The 20202-nt window shown below is 37.6% G+C and carries 16 protein-coding genes; 10 read left to right on the top strand and 6 right to left on the bottom strand.

Annotation, left to right across the window (positions count from 1 at the left end; genetic code table 11):
* The first annotated feature begins 14 nt into the window (after nucleotides 1–14).
* From ESU54_RS06320 to ESU54_RS06290, 7 genes are all read left to right on the top strand, one after another.
* Nucleotides 15–2249, top strand: a complete 2235-nt coding sequence (locus tag ESU54_RS06320; protein WP_111843293.1) for a patatin-like phospholipase family protein — start codon at nucleotides 15–17, stop codon at nucleotides 2247–2249.
* 61 nt (nucleotides 2250–2310) lie between these two features.
* Complete coding sequence (locus tag ESU54_RS06315; RefSeq protein ID WP_111843294.1) at nucleotides 2311–3471, top strand: homogentisate 1,2-dioxygenase; 1161 nt, start codon at nucleotides 2311–2313, stop codon at nucleotides 3469–3471.
* Nucleotides 3472–3491: 20 nt separating this feature from the next.
* Entirely contained in the window at nucleotides 3492–4652 is a 1161-nt protein-coding gene (hppD, locus tag ESU54_RS06310) for a 4-hydroxyphenylpyruvate dioxygenase (RefSeq protein ID WP_111843295.1), read from the top strand.
* 103 nt (nucleotides 4653–4755) lie between these two features.
* A complete protein-coding gene (locus ESU54_RS06305; RefSeq protein ID WP_111843296.1) occupies nucleotides 4756–5532 on the top strand; it encodes a DUF3108 domain-containing protein in 777 nt (258 codons plus the stop codon).
* 26 nt (nucleotides 5533–5558) lie between these two features.
* On the top strand, nucleotides 5559–6782 hold the full coding sequence (locus ESU54_RS06300; RefSeq protein WP_111843297.1) for a M23 family metallopeptidase: 1224 nt from the start codon (nucleotides 5559–5561) through the stop codon (nucleotides 6780–6782).
* Nucleotides 6783–6970: 188 nt separating this feature from the next.
* Nucleotides 6971–9604 carry a TonB-dependent receptor gene (locus ESU54_RS06295; RefSeq protein ID WP_111843616.1) on the top strand — a complete coding sequence of 878 codons (2634 nt, stop codon included), beginning with the start codon at nucleotides 6971–6973 and terminating at the stop codon, nucleotides 9602–9604.
* 95 nt (nucleotides 9605–9699) lie between these two features.
* Nucleotides 9700–10140 carry a hypothetical protein gene (locus tag ESU54_RS06290; RefSeq protein ID WP_111843298.1) on the top strand — a complete coding sequence of 147 codons (441 nt, stop codon included), beginning with the start codon at nucleotides 9700–9702 and terminating at the stop codon, nucleotides 10138–10140.
* A gap of 53 nt (nucleotides 10141–10193) precedes the next feature.
* Here the strand turns inward: ESU54_RS06290 and ESU54_RS06285 are convergent, their stop codons facing one another.
* The 5 genes from ESU54_RS06285 to ESU54_RS06265 all read right to left on the bottom strand — a co-directional run bounded on the left by ESU54_RS06285 (nucleotide 10194) and on the right by ESU54_RS06265 (nucleotide 13833).
* A complete protein-coding gene (locus ESU54_RS06285; protein WP_111843299.1) occupies nucleotides 10194–10946 on the bottom strand; it encodes a COG4705 family protein in 753 nt (250 codons plus the stop codon).
* Between the two features lie 9 nt (nucleotides 10947–10955).
* Complete coding sequence (locus tag ESU54_RS06280) at nucleotides 10956–11720, bottom strand: phosphatase PAP2 family protein (RefSeq protein ID WP_111843617.1); 765 nt, start codon at nucleotides 11718–11720, stop codon at nucleotides 10956–10958.
* A gap of 58 nt (nucleotides 11721–11778) precedes the next feature.
* A complete protein-coding gene (locus ESU54_RS06275) occupies nucleotides 11779–12219 on the bottom strand; it encodes a PepSY-like domain-containing protein (RefSeq protein WP_111843300.1) in 441 nt (146 codons plus the stop codon).
* A gap of 67 nt (nucleotides 12220–12286) precedes the next feature.
* The gene (locus tag ESU54_RS06270; RefSeq protein WP_111843301.1) at nucleotides 12287–12625 is read right to left on the bottom strand and encodes a hypothetical protein; all 339 of its coding nucleotides are present in this window, start codon (nucleotides 12623–12625) and stop codon (nucleotides 12287–12289) included.
* 149 nt (nucleotides 12626–12774) lie between these two features.
* Nucleotides 12775–13833, bottom strand: coding sequence for an endonuclease/exonuclease/phosphatase family protein (locus ESU54_RS06265; protein WP_111843302.1), 1059 nt, complete (start codon nucleotides 13831–13833; stop codon nucleotides 12775–12777).
* A 131-nt stretch (nucleotides 13834–13964) separates the two neighbouring features.
* Here ESU54_RS06265 and ESU54_RS06260 point away from each other — a divergent pair, with 131 nt between their 5' ends.
* The 3 genes from ESU54_RS06260 to ESU54_RS06250 all read left to right on the top strand — a co-directional run bounded on the left by ESU54_RS06260 (nucleotide 13965) and on the right by ESU54_RS06250 (nucleotide 18217).
* A complete protein-coding gene (locus ESU54_RS06260) occupies nucleotides 13965–16754 on the top strand; it encodes a TonB-dependent receptor (protein ID WP_111843303.1) in 2790 nt (929 codons plus the stop codon).
* 28 nt (nucleotides 16755–16782) lie between these two features.
* Entirely contained in the window at nucleotides 16783–17622 is an 840-nt protein-coding gene (locus ESU54_RS06255) for a DUF5689 domain-containing protein (RefSeq protein WP_111843304.1), read from the top strand.
* A 106-nt stretch (nucleotides 17623–17728) separates the two neighbouring features.
* On the top strand, nucleotides 17729–18217 hold the full coding sequence (locus ESU54_RS06250; RefSeq protein WP_111843305.1) for a GNAT family N-acetyltransferase: 489 nt from the start codon (nucleotides 17729–17731) through the stop codon (nucleotides 18215–18217).
* An 85-nt stretch (nucleotides 18218–18302) separates the two neighbouring features.
* Here the strand turns inward: ESU54_RS06250 and ESU54_RS06245 are convergent, their stop codons facing one another.
* A complete protein-coding gene (locus ESU54_RS06245) occupies nucleotides 18303–20195 on the bottom strand; it encodes an OmpA family protein (RefSeq protein ID WP_111843306.1) in 1893 nt (630 codons plus the stop codon).
* Between the last annotated feature and the right edge of the window lie 7 nt (nucleotides 20196–20202).

Raw genomic sequence — 20202 nt, 5'->3', positions numbered from 1 at the left:
CAATAAACCCCTTAATGAAACAAATACTCCTCATAGTCTTCCTAACAATTTCAAGCCTTTCTTTTTCACAGGATAAAAACGATCAGGATATAAAAGTAGGGCTTGTATTGAGTGGAGGTGGAGCCAAAGGCCTAGCACATATTGGTGCTTTAAAAGTGATAGAGGAATCGGGTGTTCGTATAGATTATATTGGAGGTACAAGTATGGGTGCAATTATTGGGGCGTTGTATGCTTCTGGATATTCCGCAAATCAACTTGACAGTATTTTTAAACAAACGGATTTTAGCACACTAATTCAGGACAATATTCCACGCAGTGCAAAAACTTTTTACGAAAAACAGGAGGCTGAAAAATATGCGCTGGTTTTGCCTTTTGATAAATTTAAAGTTGGATTTCCATCTGGGCTTTCAAAAGGGCAGAATGTTTACAACTTGCTTTCAAAATTGACTAGTCACGTTAGTACAATTTCAGATTTTAGTAAGCTTCCGATTCCTTTTTTCTGTGTGGCTACCAATGTGGAAAATGGAAAAGAAGTAATATTAGACTACGGAAATCTTCCCCGCGCGGTTACTGCCAGCGGTGCGCTGCCGTCACTTTTTAGTCCCGTTATAATTGATGATAAGGTTTTGATTGATGGAGGCGTTGTGAACAATTATCCTGTAAATGAAGTACGCGCTAAAGGAATGGATATTATCATTGGGGTTGATGTGCAAGATAGCCTTAAAAGCCGCAAAAATTTGAAATCCGCTTTTGATGTTTTGGTACAAATAAATAATTACCGAACCATTAAAGACATGGTAGAAAAACGAAAAAAGACTGACATCTATATTCATCCAAAAATTGAGGATTTTTCTGTGGTCTCTTTTGATGAAGGAAAGAATATTGTAGAATCTGGGGTGGTTGCAGCAGATTCTTTTAGGGAAGAGCTTTCTAAACTTGCTTCACAACAAAAACAAGTTGAAAAAGCAAAAGTCAAATTTGAAGCGCGGGATACAATTTTTATAAAAGAAGTAGAGATTGAAGGGAATGAAAAATATACCCGAAGTTATGTTTTGGGAAAACTCAAACTGCGAACTCCAGATAAGATTACTTATAAAGAGTTTAGTGAAGGCATAAACAATCTTTCAGCCACTGGAAATTTTCAGGATATCAATTACACACTTATTGAAGATAAAAATAACGAGAACACATTACACTTGCAACTGAGGGAAAGCAACTCCTCTATGATGCTTCGTTTTGCGGCACATTACGATGATCTTTTCCGAACAGCAGCTTTAGTAAATATTACAAAAAAGAGGCTTTTTACTAATAATGATATTGCATCTTTAGATTTGATTGCTGGGGACAACCTTCGCTATAATTTTGAATATTATATAGACAAAGGTTTTTATTGGAGCGTGGGCTTCAATTCAAAATATCACTTTTTTGAAACCGATATACCATTGGATTTTGTGGGGGCAGACTTGAATGCGGAGCTTTCGCTTCCTGTTAACAAACTATCAATAAAGTATAGCGATTTCACCAATCAACTTTATTTTGAAACACTCTTTCGGCGGAGTTTTATTATTGGTTTGGGAGGAGAACATAAATACCTTCGCTATCTTTCAGAAACTATCGGCACGGATGAAAACAACCTTCCGCGAACCATTTTTGAAAGCACCAATTATTACAGTGCTTTTGGCTTTTTGAAATACGATACGTATGACAATAGTTTTTTCCCAAAAAGCGGCATTTATTTTTCTGGCGATTTCCACTGGTATCTTTTGGCTCACGGGCGTAATAAAGATTTTGAGCCATTTTCACTGGCAAAGGCAAAAATGGGTTATGCGCATACGGTTTTTAGAAATTTTTCTGCCCACATGACTGCTGAAGGAGGGTTTAAATGGGGTGGTCCTGAAACCACTACACTCGACTTTGCACTTGGAGGATATGGTTTTAAGGAGATGAATAACATTATTCCATTTATGGGTTATGAAGCTATTTCGGTTCGTGGAAATACCTATCTCAAAACTACCTTGACCTTTGATTATGAAGTATTCAGAAAAAACCATATTAATATTTCTGCAAACATAGCAAACGTGGGCAACGATCTTTTCGAAAACGGACAATGGATTGACGGTGTGGATTATTCGGGTTTTTCTGCAGGCTATGGTTTAGAAACCGTTTTGGGTCCGATGGAGATTAAATATTCCTATTCTCCCGAAAGAGACCAAAGCGAATGGTATGTGGCGTTGGGGTATCGGTTTTAGCATAAACTTAAACGTTTAGCTTCAATATTTTTCCGATATTTGTATACAAAATTTTCAAATTATGCCTTTCTATCATAAATTGGGCAAAATACCGCCCAAACGCCATACCCAATTCCGAAAACCGGACGGAAGCCTTTATTCAGAACAACTTTTTGGCACAATAGGTTTTGATGGAATGTATAGTAATATATATCACGAATACAGACCTACTCAGGTAAAAGAAATAAAAAAACAGTACAGCGTTGCGCCAAAGATTGCGCGTGCAAATAATATGGAATCTTTGCGGTTGAAGGGATTTGATGTAAAACCTGAAAAAGATTATCTCAACAGCCGAAAAACAGTACTTACAAATAGCGATTGCAGTATCATTCTTGCTGCTCCCCAAGAATCTCTAAAAGATTATTTTTATAAAAATACCGATGCCGATGAACTGATATTCATTCACAAAGGCAGCGGAAAATTGCGAACTTTTTTAGGAAATATCGATTTTAAATACGGCGATTATTTGTTGGTTCCCCGCGGAATTATTTATCAAATAGATTTTGATACGGAAGACAATCGACTTTTTATTGTTGAATCGCGAAGACCAATTTATACACCAAAAAGATATAGAAATTGGTTTGGGCAGTTGTTGGAACACTCACCTTATTGTGAACGCGATATTCGCAAACCCCAAGAACTTGAAACCCATGATGAAAAAGGGGAGTTTTTGGTAAAAGTGAAAAAGCATGATGATATTTTTGAAATGGTTTACGCCACGCATCCTTTTGATGTAGTGGGGTATGACGGTTATAATTTTCCATACGCTTTTTCCATCCACGATTTTGAACCTATTACAGGCCGAATTCACCAACCGCCACCAGTGCATCAAACTTTTGAAACAGATGCATTTGTAGTGTGTAGTTTTGTGCCGAGACTTTATGATTATCACCCCGACAGTATTCCAGCGCCTTACAATCATAGCAATATTGACAGTGATGAGGTGTTGTATTATGTGGATGGTGATTTTATGAGTCGAAACGATATTGAAGCAGGCCAAATTACACTTCATCCAGCTGGAATTCCTCACGGACCACACCCTGGGGCAGCAGAGCGAAGTATTGGCAAAACAGAAACGGAAGAACTGGCCGTTATGGTAGATACATTTAAACCCTTGCAAGTTACAGAGGATGGATTGAAACTTTCTGACGGGACATATTATCAAAGTTGGTTAGAACATTAAAAATTTGAATACTTAATATTATGAGCAAAGAAGTAAAATCAGTCGATTATGGACTGGAAAAAATATTTGAGGGTGCAGAAGACTTTCTGCCATTACTGGGAACAGATTATGTAGAATTCTATGTTGGCAACGCAAAACAATCCGCCCATTTTTATAAAACAGCTTTTGGGTTTCAGTCCCACGCATATAAAGGTTTAGAAACCGGTTCACGGGATTCTGTAAGTTATGTTTTAAAGCAGGATAAAATTAGACTTGTGCTTACTACGCCTTTAAACAGCAAATCGCCAATAAACGACCATATTGTAAAACACGGCGATGGCGTAAAAGTAATCGCCCTTTGGGTTGATGATGCCACAAGTGCTTTTGAGGAAACTACCAAACGCGGTGCAAAACCTTATATGGAGCCCACCGTGGAAAAAGACGAGCATGGCGAAGTAGTGCGAAGCGGAGTCTATACTTACGGTGAAACCGTTCATATGTTTGTAGAACGCAAAAACTACAAAGGAACATTTCTACCAGGTTTCCGTGAATGGAAAAGTGATTACAACCCAACTCCCACGGGTCTTAAATATATAGATCATATGGTTGGAAACGTAGGCTGGGGTCAAATGAACAAATGGGTAAAATGGTATGAAGACGTAATGGGCTTCGTAAATTTCCTTTCATTTGATGACAAGCAAATTCACACTGAATATTCAGCGTTAATGAGCAAGGTGATGAGCAACGGCAATGGTCGAATCAAATTTCCAATTAATGAACCCGCCAAAGGAATAAAAAAATCGCAGATTGAAGAATATTTGGATTTTTATGAAGACTCTGGAGTGCAACATTTAGCAGTTGCTACGGACGATATTATAAAAACAGTAAGTCAGTTGAAAGAACGCGGAATAGAGTTTTTACCACCACCACCACAAGCGTATTATGAAGACATACCACGCCGATTGGGCGATCACATGAAAATGATGAAGGAAGACATCAACGAGCTAAAAAAACTTTCAATAATGATTGATGCTGATGAAGATGGCTACTTGCTTCAAATATTTACGAAACCTTTGGAAGACCGCCCAACACTTTTTTTTGAAATCATCCAACGTATGGGTGCAAAAGGTTTTGGAGCTGGAAACTTTAAAGCACTTTTTGAATCCATAGAGCGCGAGCAGGAGCAAAGAGGAACCTTATAATCATGTAACATTATGTAGACCCCATCGTCTTAAGAAGGTGGGGTTTATTTTTTTGGAATGGTAGTTGTACTTTTAAAACCACAAATTCCCTAAGTCTCAATCTATGAAAAAGCTGCTCACGCTTTTATTCTTTTTTGGCAATATATTTTTCCTTTCTGCACAGGAAAGGGCTTACGGTGATGGTGAATTTTTCAAATTCAGGGTCCATTACGGTTTTGTTACTGCGGGCTATGCAACGCTTCAAGTAAAGGATGCCACTATAAACGGAAAAGATGTTTTTCATGTTCGCGGGTTTGGTGAAACCGTGGGTGTTTCAAAATGGTTTTTTAACGTTAATGACGATTATCAATCTTATATAGACAAGGAAAAGGATATTCCCTATCGCTTTATCCGGAAAATTGATGAAGGTGGTTATACCAAGGATATCCAAATTGATTTTAACCATTCCAACAATAAAGCCACAGTAAACGACAAAAAGCACAATGAAACAACGGTGTTTTCGTTTCCTAAAGAAACGCAGGATATGATTTCTGCATTTTATTACCTTCGAAACAAATTGGATACCGAAAACATAAAAGAAGGCGATGTAGTGGAGATGAATATGTTCTTTGATAAAGAAAATTACAAATTCAGGTTAAAATTCCTTGGTAAAGAAGTTTTAGATACTAATTTTGGCCGCGTTCGCACCTTGATTTTTAGACCTTACGTTCAATCAGGTCGTGTTTTTAAGGAAAAGGAAAGTCTAACAGTCTGGATAAGTGACGATAAAAACAAATTACCGTTATTGATAAAGGCCGATTTGGCCGTAGGTTCTTTAAAAGCGACTTTGACCGAATTTAAGGGATTGCAACATTCCTTTAAAATATTGGCAAATCAATAAAATATAATACTGAAAACTCCCCAACATTGAAGAATTTAATTTTAGTCGCATTATCGCTTATCCTGCTTACAACCGCTTGTGAAAATAAAAAAGAAAATTTGGCCGATACCACTAACGTGGTTGAAGAACTTATAATTGAGCAGTATGGCTATGTTTTAAATGATTTCAATGTTATTCGGGACACCATTCGAAAAGGCGATACTTTTGGCGACATTCTTTTCGCTAATGGCGTTTCTCAGGAAAAAATCATGGAGGTAGCTACTAAATTCCGTGACAGCTTTGATGTTCGGAAAATAGTGGTGGGAAAACCTTATGTACTGCTTAATTCCAAAGATTCGCTGAACAAGACCCAAGTTTTCATTTATGAAACCAATATTGTAGACTACGCCGTTGTAGATTTTAGAGATACTCTTTCTATTTTTAATAGTCAAAAGCCAGTTCGGTATGAAGACAGAGAGGCATCGGGGGTTATTACCAGTTCGCTATCTGCTACTATGGAGGAGCAGAATTTGAGTCCTTACATGACTGATCAATTAGCAAATATTTATGCGTGGACTATCAACTTTTTTAAGCTACAACCTGGCGATCGATTTAAAGTAATTTATACCGAAAAATTTATTGACGATACCATTCCTGGGGGACTTAAGGAAATAAAAGCGGCATATTTTGAACATCGCGGCAAACCACTTTACGCATTTAAATTTTCTTCAGATTCTTTGGTGAAAATTTCTGGCTATTACGACGAGCAGGCCAACAATTTAAAGCGCGCCTTCTTAAAAGCTCCTGTACAATTCAGTCGAATTTCTTCTCGATATAACCTAAACAGACGCATAAAATACTACGGTTTCAAACTTCGCCCACACCGAGGGACAGACTTTGCAGCGCCTGTGGGAACACCTATATTGGCTACAGCTGATGGAGTTGTAACAAAATCTGAACGTCGGGGTGGTAATGGAAATTACGTTAAAATACAACACAACGGCACCTATGAAACCCAATACCTTCACATGAAAGCTAGAAACGTTAAAGCGGGTCAACATGTAAGTCAGGGTGATGTAATTGGCTGGATAGGAATGACTGGAAACACTAGCGGTCCACACGTCTGCTATCGCTTCTGGAAAAATGGAAAAGAAGTAGATCCTTTTAAAGAAGACACGCCTTTTTCCCAACCACTTCCTAAAGAATTGCACGAACAATACTTTGCAAATATGCATCCAATGAAGGAACAACTAGACTGCATTTCTTTTTAAATTTTTCAATAATATAACATGTTAATAATCTTGTTGTTAACTAAGTCTCAATTTGTCAGGCTTTTAGGTTTTAAATTCTAACTTTATTCAACCAAATTTTTCTTAACGTTTTATTAATGACTTTAGTTGGTTACAACCTATTTAAGATTGTATTTTTGCCGAAAATTTTAAACCTAAAATTGAAATTCATGAGAAAATTTTTACTTCTTGTTTTTTTACTAGGCGGTTTTGCCGCTTTTTCACAAACAACGGTTACTGGAACAGTAATCGATTCTGAATCAAACGACCCTTTGGTAGGAGCCAACGTGGTTGAGACTGGCACAACTAATGGTGCTATTACCGATTTTGACGGAAACTTCACTTTAGAAACTTCTGCAAAAACGGGTACACTTACCATTTCATACATAGGGTATACTATTGAAAAAGTACCATTTAAAAATGCAAATGGAGCTGCAAACCTGGGCACAGTTAAAATTACAGTGGATTCTGATGCTCTTGAAGAAGTTGTTATTGTAGGGAAAGGAATTATAGATTTGGCAAAAGATCGTCAAACTCCAATTGCTGTTTCAACTATTACTTCAGCTGAAATTCAGGCTAAGGCAATAGGTAACGTAGAATTTCCAGAGGCTATAAAAAGCACTCCGAGTGTCTATGTTTCAAACCAAGCTGGAGGTTTTGGTGATTCGCAAATGTTTTTGCGTGGTTTTGACCAAACAAACACTGCTTTCCTTTTGAACGGACAACCAATCAACGGGATGGAAGACGGAAAAATGTATTGGTCTAACTGGTCTGGTATGTCTGATGTTGCCAATGCTGTTCAAGTGCAACGTGGTTTAGGTTCTTCAAAATTGGCAATCTCGTCAGTTGGGGGTACCGTTAACATCATTTCTCGCGCTGCTGGCAGAAAAGAAGGCGGTTTTGCACGTTTTATGACTGGTAACGATAGCTATTTCAAAGGAACTATGAGCTATGACTCTGGTCTTAAAGGAAAATGGGCATACTCGTTTTTGATTGACCACTGGCAAGCCCACAGAAAGTATTCTGATGGAACTGCAGGACAAGGTCAGAACTATTTTATTGGTATAGGTTATGTACCAAACGATAAGCACTCTTTAAACTTTTTGTTGACAGGAGCGCCACAATGGCACGATCAAAACTTTTCAAAATCTTTGGAAGATTATACACAATACGGAAAACGTTATAATAATAACTCTGGATTTTTGGATGGTGAAAGATATACTACAAGAAGAAATTACTATCATAAGCCAATTATAAACCTTAACTGGGATTGGACAATAAGTGATAAAACTAACTTGTCTTCTGTGGCTTACGCTTCTTTTGGTCGTGGTGGTGGAACAGGACCTGCAGGTAGTTCAAGAAATCTTATACGCGAAAGTGATGGCGATATAAACTTCAACACTATTATAGATAATAATATTGCAGGTGCCGAAAACGGAATAGGAAGTTATGGAAGCGGATCTCTTGTTAGAAGAATGTCTGTAAACAACCACAACTGGTATGGTTTCCTAACAAACCTTGAAAGTGCTGTAAGTGATAATTTCACTTTTAACCTAGGTGTTGATGCACGTTTATACAAAGGTAGCCACTGGTACCAAATGAACAATCTTTTAGGTCTTCAAGGATATGCAGATAATTATGGCTACGGGGATCAAAGAGATAGTGATTATGTAATTAGTGAAACTTTTGAAGCCAACCCATGGGCAGCATTGTTCAACTCTGCAGATGAAGGGCAACGTTTCAACTACGATTATTCAGAGTTCATCAACTACATTGGTGGGTTTGGACAAGCTGAGTATAAGACAGACAATTTCTCTGCTTTTGTACAAGGAGCAGTTTCTACACAGAGCTACCAAAGAGAAGGTCGTGCACAAGGAACAGAAGTTGAAGGTGTGAACGGTCTTGGGAAATCTGACAAAGTAAACAAATTAGGCTACAACGTTAAAGGAGGTATGGGTTATACTTTTATTGAGAATAATACCATTTTCGCAAATGCTGGGTACTACTCGAGACAACCTTTCTTAGACAACATATTCACTGATATTAGAAACTCAAACTATATTCTGGAAGGTGAAAACGAGATTGACAATGAGGAAATCTTGGGTCTTGAAGTAGGCTACAGACTTCGTGCTGGTGCATTTAGTTTAGACTTAAATGGGTATTACACTAGTTGGGGTAACAGATTCCTTTCTGGAAGTTTTATTGAGGGAGACCCAGCGGCTACAAACCCAATTGAGCAAAAAGACCGATACCAAAGATTTACAGACATTACCCAAGTTCACAAAGGATTTGAATTTGAAGGTAAATACAGATACTCAAGTGCATTTATGCTTAGAGCTTTTGGAAGTATCGGCAATTGGAAATACGAGGGTGAAACACCTTTTCAAACAAGAGAAAATGACACCAATTTGTTGTTAGAAGAGGGAACGGTTAACCTTAACGGCACCAAAGTAGGCAATGCGCCACAGACTTCTTTTGGATTTGGTTTTAAATATAACATTTTTGGAGGTTTGAGCGTTGATGCAGACTACAACATCTATACAGATCTTTATGGTTTTGTTGATGCAGAGGATGTAGTTGATGCTTCAATTGCAGGTGTTGTATACCAAGCAGAACGTTTGCCTGCATACAGTGTTTTAGATGCTGGAATTACTTACAAATTTGATTTTGGAGGCAATGACTTCACAATTAGAGGGAATTGTTATAATGCTACAAACGAAATGTACTTGAGCCAAAAAGATTCTTATGGTTACTTCTACGGTAACGGAAGAACTTGGAACGCGAGTGTTCGTTACGATTTCTAAAAATTGATTTTATAGTTTATAAAATGCCCCAAACTTTTGGGGCATTTTTTTTGTTTATATATCTTATCTTTGGAACACTTTAAAAAATAGACACTATGGTTACTTCTGTACAATTCATTCACTCTTATTGGGCGTATTTAGTTCTTTTGGTTGTTTTGCTCGCGACAATAAATGCGCTTGCGGGGTTTTTCTCAAAAAGAGAATACAGCGCTAAGGATTTTAGAATTTCACTATTCGCACTTATTGTAACGCACATTCAGCTTCTCATAGGACTTGTTCTCTATTTTGTTTCGCCTATGGGATTACAAAATATTACCAAATTAGGGATGGGAGAAGTAATGAAGAATTCTCAATTTAGGCTTTATGCAGTAGAACATCCTTTCGTAATGATTTTAACGGTAGTCTTTATAACAATCGGTTATTCAAAACACAAAAAGAAACTCCTTTCTAATGGGAAATTTAAGACTCTTGCAATATTCTATACCATTGCATTGGTTTTAATGCTCAGCCGAATTCCTTGGGGTCAATGGTTCTAAAAATGAATATGTTTTAAAAAAGGCGCCCAAATTTTAAGGCGCCTTTTTTAATATTATTGAGCTTGTTCGTTTGCTGTTTGTAGCCGTTTGTGTGAAACAACTATCAAAATACCAATTAAGATTACTGAGACTATTGATGCATTCAGCGTGCCTAGATCCAGTCCTCCTTTTGAAATGGGTTTGGTCAAAAAATCGCCAAAGGTAGCTCCGAAAGGACGGGTAAATACAAACGCAACCCAAAAGAGGACGATTTGGTTTATTTTGGTGAAATAATGAAGTAAGACTACAATTAAAATGATACTTGCTGTAACCAAAGCACCATTCAAATAGCTCAAGCCTACAACATCACTGAGGTAATCTCCAAATGCGGTTCCCAAGCTGTTCGAAAATAAAATTGCTATCCAATAGAAAATTTCCTTATTCTTGTCGAAAATCGGAAACACACTTAGGCTTTTGAATTTTTTGTGCCAAAGGAATAGCGTAAACAACAAACAGGCAAAAAGAATTGTACTGCCAAGAGTATAGCCCAATTGTAAACTTCGGTCCATAAAATCTGAAATCTCTGTTCCCAAAGTCGTAGTCGCTATAATAACCAGCCAAAAGAAAACGGGAATGTATTTTTTTGAAAATAACTGAATCAAAAGAACGGTAAAAAAGAAAACGGCAGTTATGCCAATACCGATGGCGTATCCTAAGTTGAGAGTCATTGATAAAAAATCGCCCAAGGTTTCGCCGAGGGTTGTCGCTATAATCTTCATCAACCAAAAGATTAAGGTTATTTCTGCTACTTTATTTAAGTCTTTCATGTTTTTGTTTTAATTGATTTTAAAAAGAATCCCTGCCCCAAGTTGCTTGCCGTTATAAAACGGTGCGACCATCGCTGTGGTTCGATTTTCCTTCCTATTAAAGATGTGATTTTCCATAAGCGGAAAGACCCAATACGCAATTTTCGTGGTTAGGATTCCAATTCCAGCACCCATCGCCACATCCGTAAGCCAATGTTTGTCGTTGTATATTCTGAAAAAACCTGTTCCAGTTGCAACAACATATCCTGAGATTCCATACCAAAAGGAAACATCTTTATACTCTTGCCACAAAAATTCTGCACTTGCAAAAGCAGTGGCAGTATGTCCAGATGGAAAAGAATTAAAACCACTTTTATCGGGTCGTTCAATTCGGGTTGTTTTCTTCATTACGGTAACCCAAGTTCCCATAAGCAGGTAGGATGTGCCCAAAATAATACTCCGGTCTTTAAAATTGTTTTTGCCTTCAACTCCAAAAAGATTGAGTCCGTAAACTGCTATGGCGGGAGCGTATTGCGAAAAATCGTCAATGGTGAATTTATCGTCAATATCTTCCGTTACTTCTTCCCGAATATTGGCGTTAAAACCTTTTAAACCATCGCTCTCAATGCCAATAATTCCATAAGCCATAAATGCGGAAGGAATAATTAACGCCTTGTAATCAAATTTTAGATAGTCCTTTTTTATAGGAACAATACTATCCGTTTTTGTAATTTCCTGTGAAAACATGTTATTGATTGAAAGAAAAAGCAAAAGGATTATAAGTTTGGTTTTCATAGTTTTAAAAGTTTTTAAAAAAGGCAGCACATCAAAATGCGCTGCCTTTTGGGTTATTTCAATCCTCTGAATCGTCATCCTGAAGCTCTTTTCCGTTTGCGTCATAAAACAGTTCTTCTGAACTTAAAAGCTGTTTTACTTCTATTTCATAGCGGGTTTCGCCTTCAGAGGTATCTATTTTTGCAACTCCTTTTACTTTGGCGTCTTTGTGGGAAGCCATAAAGCTTTGCTTTACCGATTGTGGTAATTCCTCGTAAGTAATCACTTGCTCGGTTTCCAGCCATTTTCCGGTATCGGAAAAGTTTGCAGAATAATTTACACCGTTTATTTTAAATTCGGCTTCATATTCGTGATCATTTTCTTTATCCCAAGAAACATTAGTGGCGTTAGAAAATTTTGTTTTGAAAGCGGAATCTACTGCATTTGACACTTTTTTTTGTGCACAACCTGTTGCGCTGGCGCATAAAATGGCCAAGGCAACTAAAAATATATTTTTCATTTTTTGCTTATTTAAATTAATACTGAATGCTCCGCTTGAAATTAAAACGAAGTTATAAAAATATAAATCAAGCAGTTATAGGAGGGTGGAAGACTTTTGAGACATAATTTGAAACAGAAAGATTTTCAGAAGAATAAATGATTTCTTTCGGCTCAATACTTTTAAAAGTAGCCGTTTTAAAAGTAAACGGACTTATAAATTGGAATAAAGTTATTTGTGAATGATTCTGTGTTTGCAGTGGGGTATGCGGTTTCTGCTCGTCGCCATTATCGTGTTTGTCAAACATTCCATCGAGATTTAAAAGATGGTCCGTTACAAAGTCGAATGGTGTCATATCTTTATCTTCCTGTGTTTTGCAGTGACTATACATTTCGGAAAGATTGGGCAACACTGAGAAATTTCCCATCGGCAAACAAAATGTTCCCAAGGTATAAAAGGAGAGGAAGAAAATTTTTAGCGCTTTTAACACGAATCTTTAACGTTAATAAAATTTTTTTATTGGGTAGACTTGCAATTAGTAGCGCAGCTGTATCTTTTTTAATTCTTTAATAATCCCTAGTTAGAAATCTTTTCCTTTATCAAATAAATATAGACAGGAAAGTGATCGCTATACCCACCTGTATAACCATTTACAAAACTACGGAACGGGTAGCCTTTGTATTGACCATGTGGGGTGGTCAAATAATTTTTATTAAAAATCCCAGCTTTATAAAAACGATAGGAAGAATAATCTTTTTTGGTCAACTCCGTTGAAATTATTATTTGGTCAAAAAGGTTCCATGCGTCACGGTAGGCGAGTGTACCCAACCCCTTTTTATACATATTCTCCATTGGGTTGTACAGTTCTTTCACTTTCATGTCTTGTCTTTCGCTCTTGCTTTTCAGCACGTCCTTTATGCTCGGGCTTACGGGATCGTCATTCAAATCGCCCATGGTTATAATTTTTGCGTACGGATCTTCACTAAACAATGAATCCATTATATGTTTGTTCAGCTCTGCGGCTTTTATTCTTTTTGGCCGGCTTCTTTCTTCACCACCGCTTCGGGAGGGCCAATGGTTTACAATTATATTAATCTTTTCGCCGTCCAGCATACCGCTCACCAATAATTGGTCACGTGTATAGACCCGCTTACTGCGATCTTGGTCGTCATAAATTATTAACTCATAAGCTTTATAATTTGTGGGTGTGAAGAGTCTCTTTTGGTAAAGTAATGCTACGTCGATACCGCGACGGTCTGGGCTATCAAAGTGTACAATGCCATAATCCTTGTTCACCAAAGGTTTTTGGTTTAAAAGATCTTCCAGTACGCGACGGTTTTCTATTTCGCTTACGCCTATCAAAGCGGGGGAAGTGCTTGTAATGTCTTCTCCAATCTCTGAAATCACCTTTGCCATATTCACCAGTTTAGCTTCGTAAATTTCCTTGGTCCAATGATCTTTACCTTCTGGAGTGCGGTCATCATCAAAAATAAGTGGATCGTCTTCGTAGTCAAAAAGATTTTCAAGATTGTAAAAGGCAATCGTATTTATTTTATATTCTTTTTCGGTTTGGGAAAATGAAAAAGCAACATAAAATAAACATAGAAAAAGTGGGTATTGAAAGAGTTTTTCCATCTTCTTTATAATCATTAATCATAAAAACTTAACAAATATATTTAATATATAATAATATTTTTATTAAATTTATACCTTATTAGTAAAATTCTCCCCTATTACATTCTCCCCGATAAAATTCATATTTAAAGATGAGACGCTTCATTTTTATAGGGTATGTGGTTTTTTTGGCTGGGCTGTCTTCATTTGCCCAAGAGGCCATTGTACAAGGACGAATACTTGATACCAACTCCAGCGAACCCATTCCAGATGTTACAGTTAGCCTTCAGAATAGTATTTTTAGCACTACTACTGATGCCGAAGGATTTTTTTCTTTTTCGCAGGAAACCCTTCCTCAGGGGGAACAAGTTTTGGAGATTTCAAAAGAGGGCTATACCAGTCTGAAAATTCCGGTTACTATCCAAAGTGATGCTCCAGTTAACTTAAAGTCAATTCTTTTATCCGTTGACTTGCAAGAGATTGAAGAACAGATTGGTGTTATCAGTCTTTCTGACGAACAACTGGACGAAGACGAAGGAGCATCTTTCAACGTATCTGGCTTGCTTCAAGCTTCAAAAGATGTGTTTCTGAACGCAGCTTCTTATGATTTCAGTGCTACTTTTTTTCGCCCAAGAGGTTACGATTCTGAAGACGGAAAAGTTCTTATCAACGGTTTAGAGATGAACAAACTCTACGACGGAAGACCGCAATGGTCTGACTGGGGTGGGCTGAACGACATACAGCGCAATCAAATGTTCTCTATGGGAATTTCGGCAAACGAATACAACTTTGGCCACCTTGCTGGAACTACCAATATTATTATGCGAGCATCACAATATCGCAAAGGTGGAAGGATTTCCTACGCTAGCAGTAACCGAAGTTACCGCGGTCGCGTAATGGGATCATACAGTAGTGGCCTGCTTCCAAGCGGTTGGGCTTATTCCGTATTGCTTGCCAGACGTTTTGGAGAAGAAGGTTATAACGATGGAAGTCTTTATGATGCCAACTCTTTCTTTGCTTCCGTAGAAAAGAAATTGAACAATACCCATAGCTTGAACCTTACAGCTTTCTATACGCCCAATCGCAGAGGGAAAACTGCAGCATCTACCCAAGAGGTTTATGACCTTAAAGGAACCAGATATAATTCATATTGGGGAAAACAAGACGGTGAAATCCGCAACTCGCGGATTAAAGAAGTTAAAGAACCAATTATAATGTTGAACCACTATTGGGACATTTCAGAAAAAACACAGCTTAATACTAATGTTGCCTACCAATATGGAAAAATAGGGAATAGTCGCCTGGGTTACGATAATGCTCCAAACCCAGATCCAAGCTATTATCAAAAAATGCCGAGCTACTTTTTGGCAGATCCAAATGGACCAAATTACGATGGTGCCTATCAAGCATACTCAGAGTTTGTGAATAATGGTCAAATTGATTGGCAGGATATTTATGAAACCAACGTTTTCTATGGAGGGACTTCGCGTTATTATTTATACGAAGATAGAAACGACGACAAGCAACTTTCTGCCAATACTATTTTGACTTCTCAAGTAACCGAAAATATTGAAATTACTGCTTCTTTGAACTACCGAAATCTGAACTCTAACAACTTTGCAAATATGATTGATTTGTTGGGAGGAAATGGTTATTTAGACATCGATACTTTCGAACTTGGCGATGCTGCCCAAAACGATTTGAACAACCCAAACCGTGTGATTGGCGAAGAAGAAATCTTTAAATATAACTATGAATTGGATGCTACTGATTACAGTGGTTTTGCTCAAGCACAGTTTTCATACTCAAAAGTTGATTTTTATGTTGCAGGAAAAATAGGGAAGACAAATTATCAAAGAAATGGCCTGTATAGGAATGGTAATTTCGCAGATAATTCCTACGGAAAAAGTAAAGAACTTGACTTTACTACCTATGGCGCCAAAGTAGGTGGTATCTATAAAATATTTGGAAGACACGCTTTTGAAGTGAACACGGCTTACTTCACAGATGCGCCAACCTTGCGCAACTCTTTTTCCAATTCACGTCAAAACAATGAAACGGTTAATGGTTTGACCGAAGAGAAAAACATCAGCATAGACGCAAGTTACATTTTCCGTTCGCCAATCGTTAAAGCGCGTTTAACTGGGTATTATACCTTGAAGCAAGAAGCTTCGGAAATTTCTTTCTATTATGCTGACGGTATTTCCGTTCAAGGTGTTGATAGGGTAGTGGAAAACAGTTTTATCCAAGAAATTCTTACGGGGATAAACAGAAAGAATATAGGAGCTGAATTAGGTATTGAAGCCCAGGTAACGCCAACCATTAAGTTAAAAGGGGCCGCAGCCTATGGGCAGAACACCTATGACAACAACCCAAACTTATATATTACTTCAGATTTTGGAGGCGCGCTTAATGCTGAAACCCTACAAAGAATATCTTCGGTAGATTACGGTCCTGCATATATAGAGAATTATAAAGTTGCAGGCGGTCCACAACAGGCGTATCAAGTAGGGTTTGAATACCGCGATCCAGATTTCTGGTGGTTTGGAGCTACTGCCAACTATTTTAACAATGCCTATGTTGATGTTTCATCACTCTCAAGAACCAGAAATTTTTATTTGGATACAGACGGCGTTCCTTTCAATGATTACGATCCAGCTAAGGCAAGGGAATTGTTGAAACAAGAAAAGTTTGACGACTATATGTTGGTAAACGTTGTGGGCGGAAAATCATGGAAAATTAAAGATTACTACTTTGGTTTCTTTGCGACCATCAACAACGTTTTAGACAAAAAATACAAAACTGGCGGTTATGAGCAAGGAAGAAACGCCAACTACCGAACCCTTTCCGAAGATGCTAAAAACGAAACCCCAGTTTTTGGATCAAAGTATTGGTATGGTTACGGAACTACATATTATTTAAATCTGTACGTTCGATTTTAACGGATTGAGAAATTTAATTTAAGAAACGATGAAAAATTTAAAAAATAGCAAACTGCTACTTTTCCTATTCTTTTTAGGAATGATTGTTACATCCTGTGTTCAGGATGATGATTATAACGCGCCTGAAATAAACAGCCAAGAACCAAATGTTGCCGCTAATATAGATATTCAGACTATAAAAGATATTTATCGTGGTTATGAACCAAAAATAATTGAAGCCGGCGACGGTTCCGCAAGAGATCTTTATATAGAAGCTTACGTAGTTTCAAGCGATGAAACTGGAAACTTCTACAAAACATTAGTAATTCAAGATGCGCCTGAAAACCCAACGACAGGGGTTTCAATCTCTACCAATTCCACGGATCTTTACACCAAGTTTGAACCAGGCCGTAAGATTTACTTCCGCGTAAACGGTCTTTACATTGGCGAATATGCTGGGCTGCCGACAATAGGTGTTCAGGATGGGGATGAGGTGGGTAGAATTGATGTAATAGAATTTGAAAGTCGCATACTTCGCTCCACAGAAATCGCTGAAATGGTTCCTACAGTTATTTCTATTGCCGAAACTTCTAATTCTGAAAGACTGAATACTTTGGTACAATTTGAAGACGTGCAGTTTCCAGATGGAATTGCAGGGGTGGAACACTATGGAAACCTAACCAATACCTACGGAGTTAACAGAGATGTTGAAAATTGTGATGGACAAATCGTTATACTAAGAACCAGTGGCTATGCAGATTTCAAAAATTTTCGACTTCCGGAAGGCAACGGTACTTTGACCGCTGTGTTAAGCATTTTCAACAGCGATGTACAATTGTTTATTCGCGACATAAATGACGTAGCTATGGAAGGTGAGCGTTGCAATTGAATAATATCGGAAATTTTAGATGATTTTGAAAGAATTGATTCTTTTGGCGGCGACTTTTTTATTTTGTTTCTTTGAATGATTCTTTTTATAAACACTGGTGTTCGCTATGAATTCTGAAAGATTAATTTTCAACCATTATACTGAAGCAGATTTTGATGATTATTTTCAATTGGTAAGTAATGCCGATGTAATGAAGATGGTAACTGGGCGCCCAGATTTAGAGCATGATGCCCGTGAACGTTTAGAAAAAATGCTGAAAATTAATCAAGAAACCCCTAAAATAGGCAACTTCAAAGTAACGCTCAAATTTGGTGGTGGGTTTGTAGGGTATTCAAAGCTTGTAATGACCAAAAAAAATGAAGCGGAAATTGGTTACCTTACTATGCCAGAACATTGGGGAAAGGGTTACGGTTCTGAAATTGCGCAAACATTGGTAAACCTAGCAAAACAAGTAGATGAAATTAAAAATTTGATAGCAATTATAGATCCTGAAAATATGGCTTCCCAAAGAATTCTAGAAAAGCAAGGTTTCCTCTGGGATTATGATGGCGAATATATTGGTCTTCCTGCGGCTTATTATAAAATGAAATTATAATCAAAATTAAAAAACCCTCACAAAATTTCAAAATTGAAACTGTAAGGGTTTTTCTCTGGTTGGTTGCCAGTTAGAGGTTAGCCCCTTATTTCTTCACAATAATAAATTCGGAACGTCTGTTTTTGTGATATTGTTCGTCGGTACATTTGTCACCACAGTCTATTGCAGGTTTGGACTCGCCAAAACCTTTTCCGCTTATTCTGCTTTTGTCAATTCCTTTCGAAATAATATATTGCACGGTTGATTGGGCTCTTCTTTCGGAAAGTTCCATATTATAAGTATCTGAACCTCTATTGTCGGTATGGCTTTCAGCATTAATTTCCATGGAAGGATATTTTTGCATCAGTGCTACCAGCTTATCAAGCTCAAAAGCCGCTTGGGGCTTGATATTTGATTTGTCAAGGTCAAAAAGAATAGGGTTTAAAATCACTTTGTCATCTACAATAATCGATTCAATTGGTCTTAATTCAATGGTTATGCTTTTCACCTCATTTTTGGAAGCGCTTACCTTTACAGCATTGCTTTCAAAACCATTCATAAATGCTTGAACTACATGATTTTGGTTGCAAGCAGTCATTAGGGTGCCTTTTCCGTCTACTCCTGTAGTTTCAGTGTTTAATTTGTTTTCCATGCCATCATAAAGTTCCAAACGTGCTGAAGGAATAGGCTCCTTAGTGTATTCATTAATTACAAGCGCATTTATGGTAACCTCGCAGGATTCTATCTTTTTGATTTTATATATATCATCGCTTCCCTTTCCGCCTTTTCTGTTGGAAGAAACAAAACCTTCCTGCGTTGCGGGGTCGTATGAGTATGCAAAATCGTCTTCGCTACTATTCGCACCTATACCAAGATTTTTGGCTTCACCAAAATTATTTCCTTTTGCTTCCGCAGCGAAAATATCCAAACCCCCCATTCCCAAATGCGCGTCGCTACAGAAATAAAGTGTTCCGTTTGAATCTACAAAGGGGAAGCCTTCTTTTCCTTCGGTGTTGATGTTGCTTCCCAAATTTTCTGGGGTGCCAAAAGAACCGTCTTTAGAAATAGCAACCTTATAGATATCTGCCATGCCCTTCCCACCGAGACGGTCGCTGGTAAAATATAATGTATTTCCATCTGGGCTTAAAGCAGGATGACTAGTTGAATATTCACTGGTATTAAAAGGAACTGAGTGCACGTCTTTCCATTCGCCATCTACGTTTTCTGCGTAATAGATGTTGATTTGGTTGATGCCTTCTTCGTTCTTTTTATATTTTCCGTTGTAGTAATCGTTTCGGTCAAAATACATGCGTTTTCCATCTGCAGTAATGGTCACAGAGCTTTCATGATATTTAGTATTTACATCGCCTTTTAGAAGAACTTCATTTTTTTCAACACCACCAACTATAGAAGCTTTGTAAATATCCAAAAAAGGCTCTTCATTCCAGCCGTATTTTTTGCCTGTAGTATTTCTGGCAGACGCGAAATAGAAATCTTTTCCCACAACCACTCCGCCGAAATCTGAGTATTTTGAATTCAATGCTTCAAGGTTGGTGGCAGTGTATTTTTGTGAATTCTCGTCGATAATTTCAGGAAGATAGTCTGGGTTCTTCATGAATTCTATCGAACGGGAGTCGCTTGGTTTCATTTCAGCAAATTGCTTCATATAGGTATTATAATCGCCAAACTTGCCGTTCGCTTTTAAAGATTGCGCATAGTTGTATACCGTTTCTGGGTTGACGTCCTTCTTTTTTACAACTCTTTTATAAAATGTTTCGGCTTTTTTGGTATCGTTTATAAAGTAATAGCTGTTGCCTAAACGTTCAAAAACGTAAGTGCTACCTTCGCCTTTTTTCAACAATTTTTGATAGGCTTCTGCGGCGTCGGTATATTGAAGTCGGTCGTAATATTGGTCGGCCTTTTTTGTTTTACTATTTTGGGCGGTAACCATTGTGGTGCTTACAGCTATGAGTAAAAGGATTGTATATATCTTGTTCATCTTAAAT

This window comes from Aequorivita antarctica (assembly GCF_007997155.1).
Lineage (GTDB): Bacteria > Bacteroidota > Bacteroidia > Flavobacteriales > Flavobacteriaceae > Aequorivita > Aequorivita antarctica.
The sequence above is the reverse complement of the archived record's forward strand: the minus strand, read 5'-3'. Positions and strand labels throughout refer to the sequence as shown.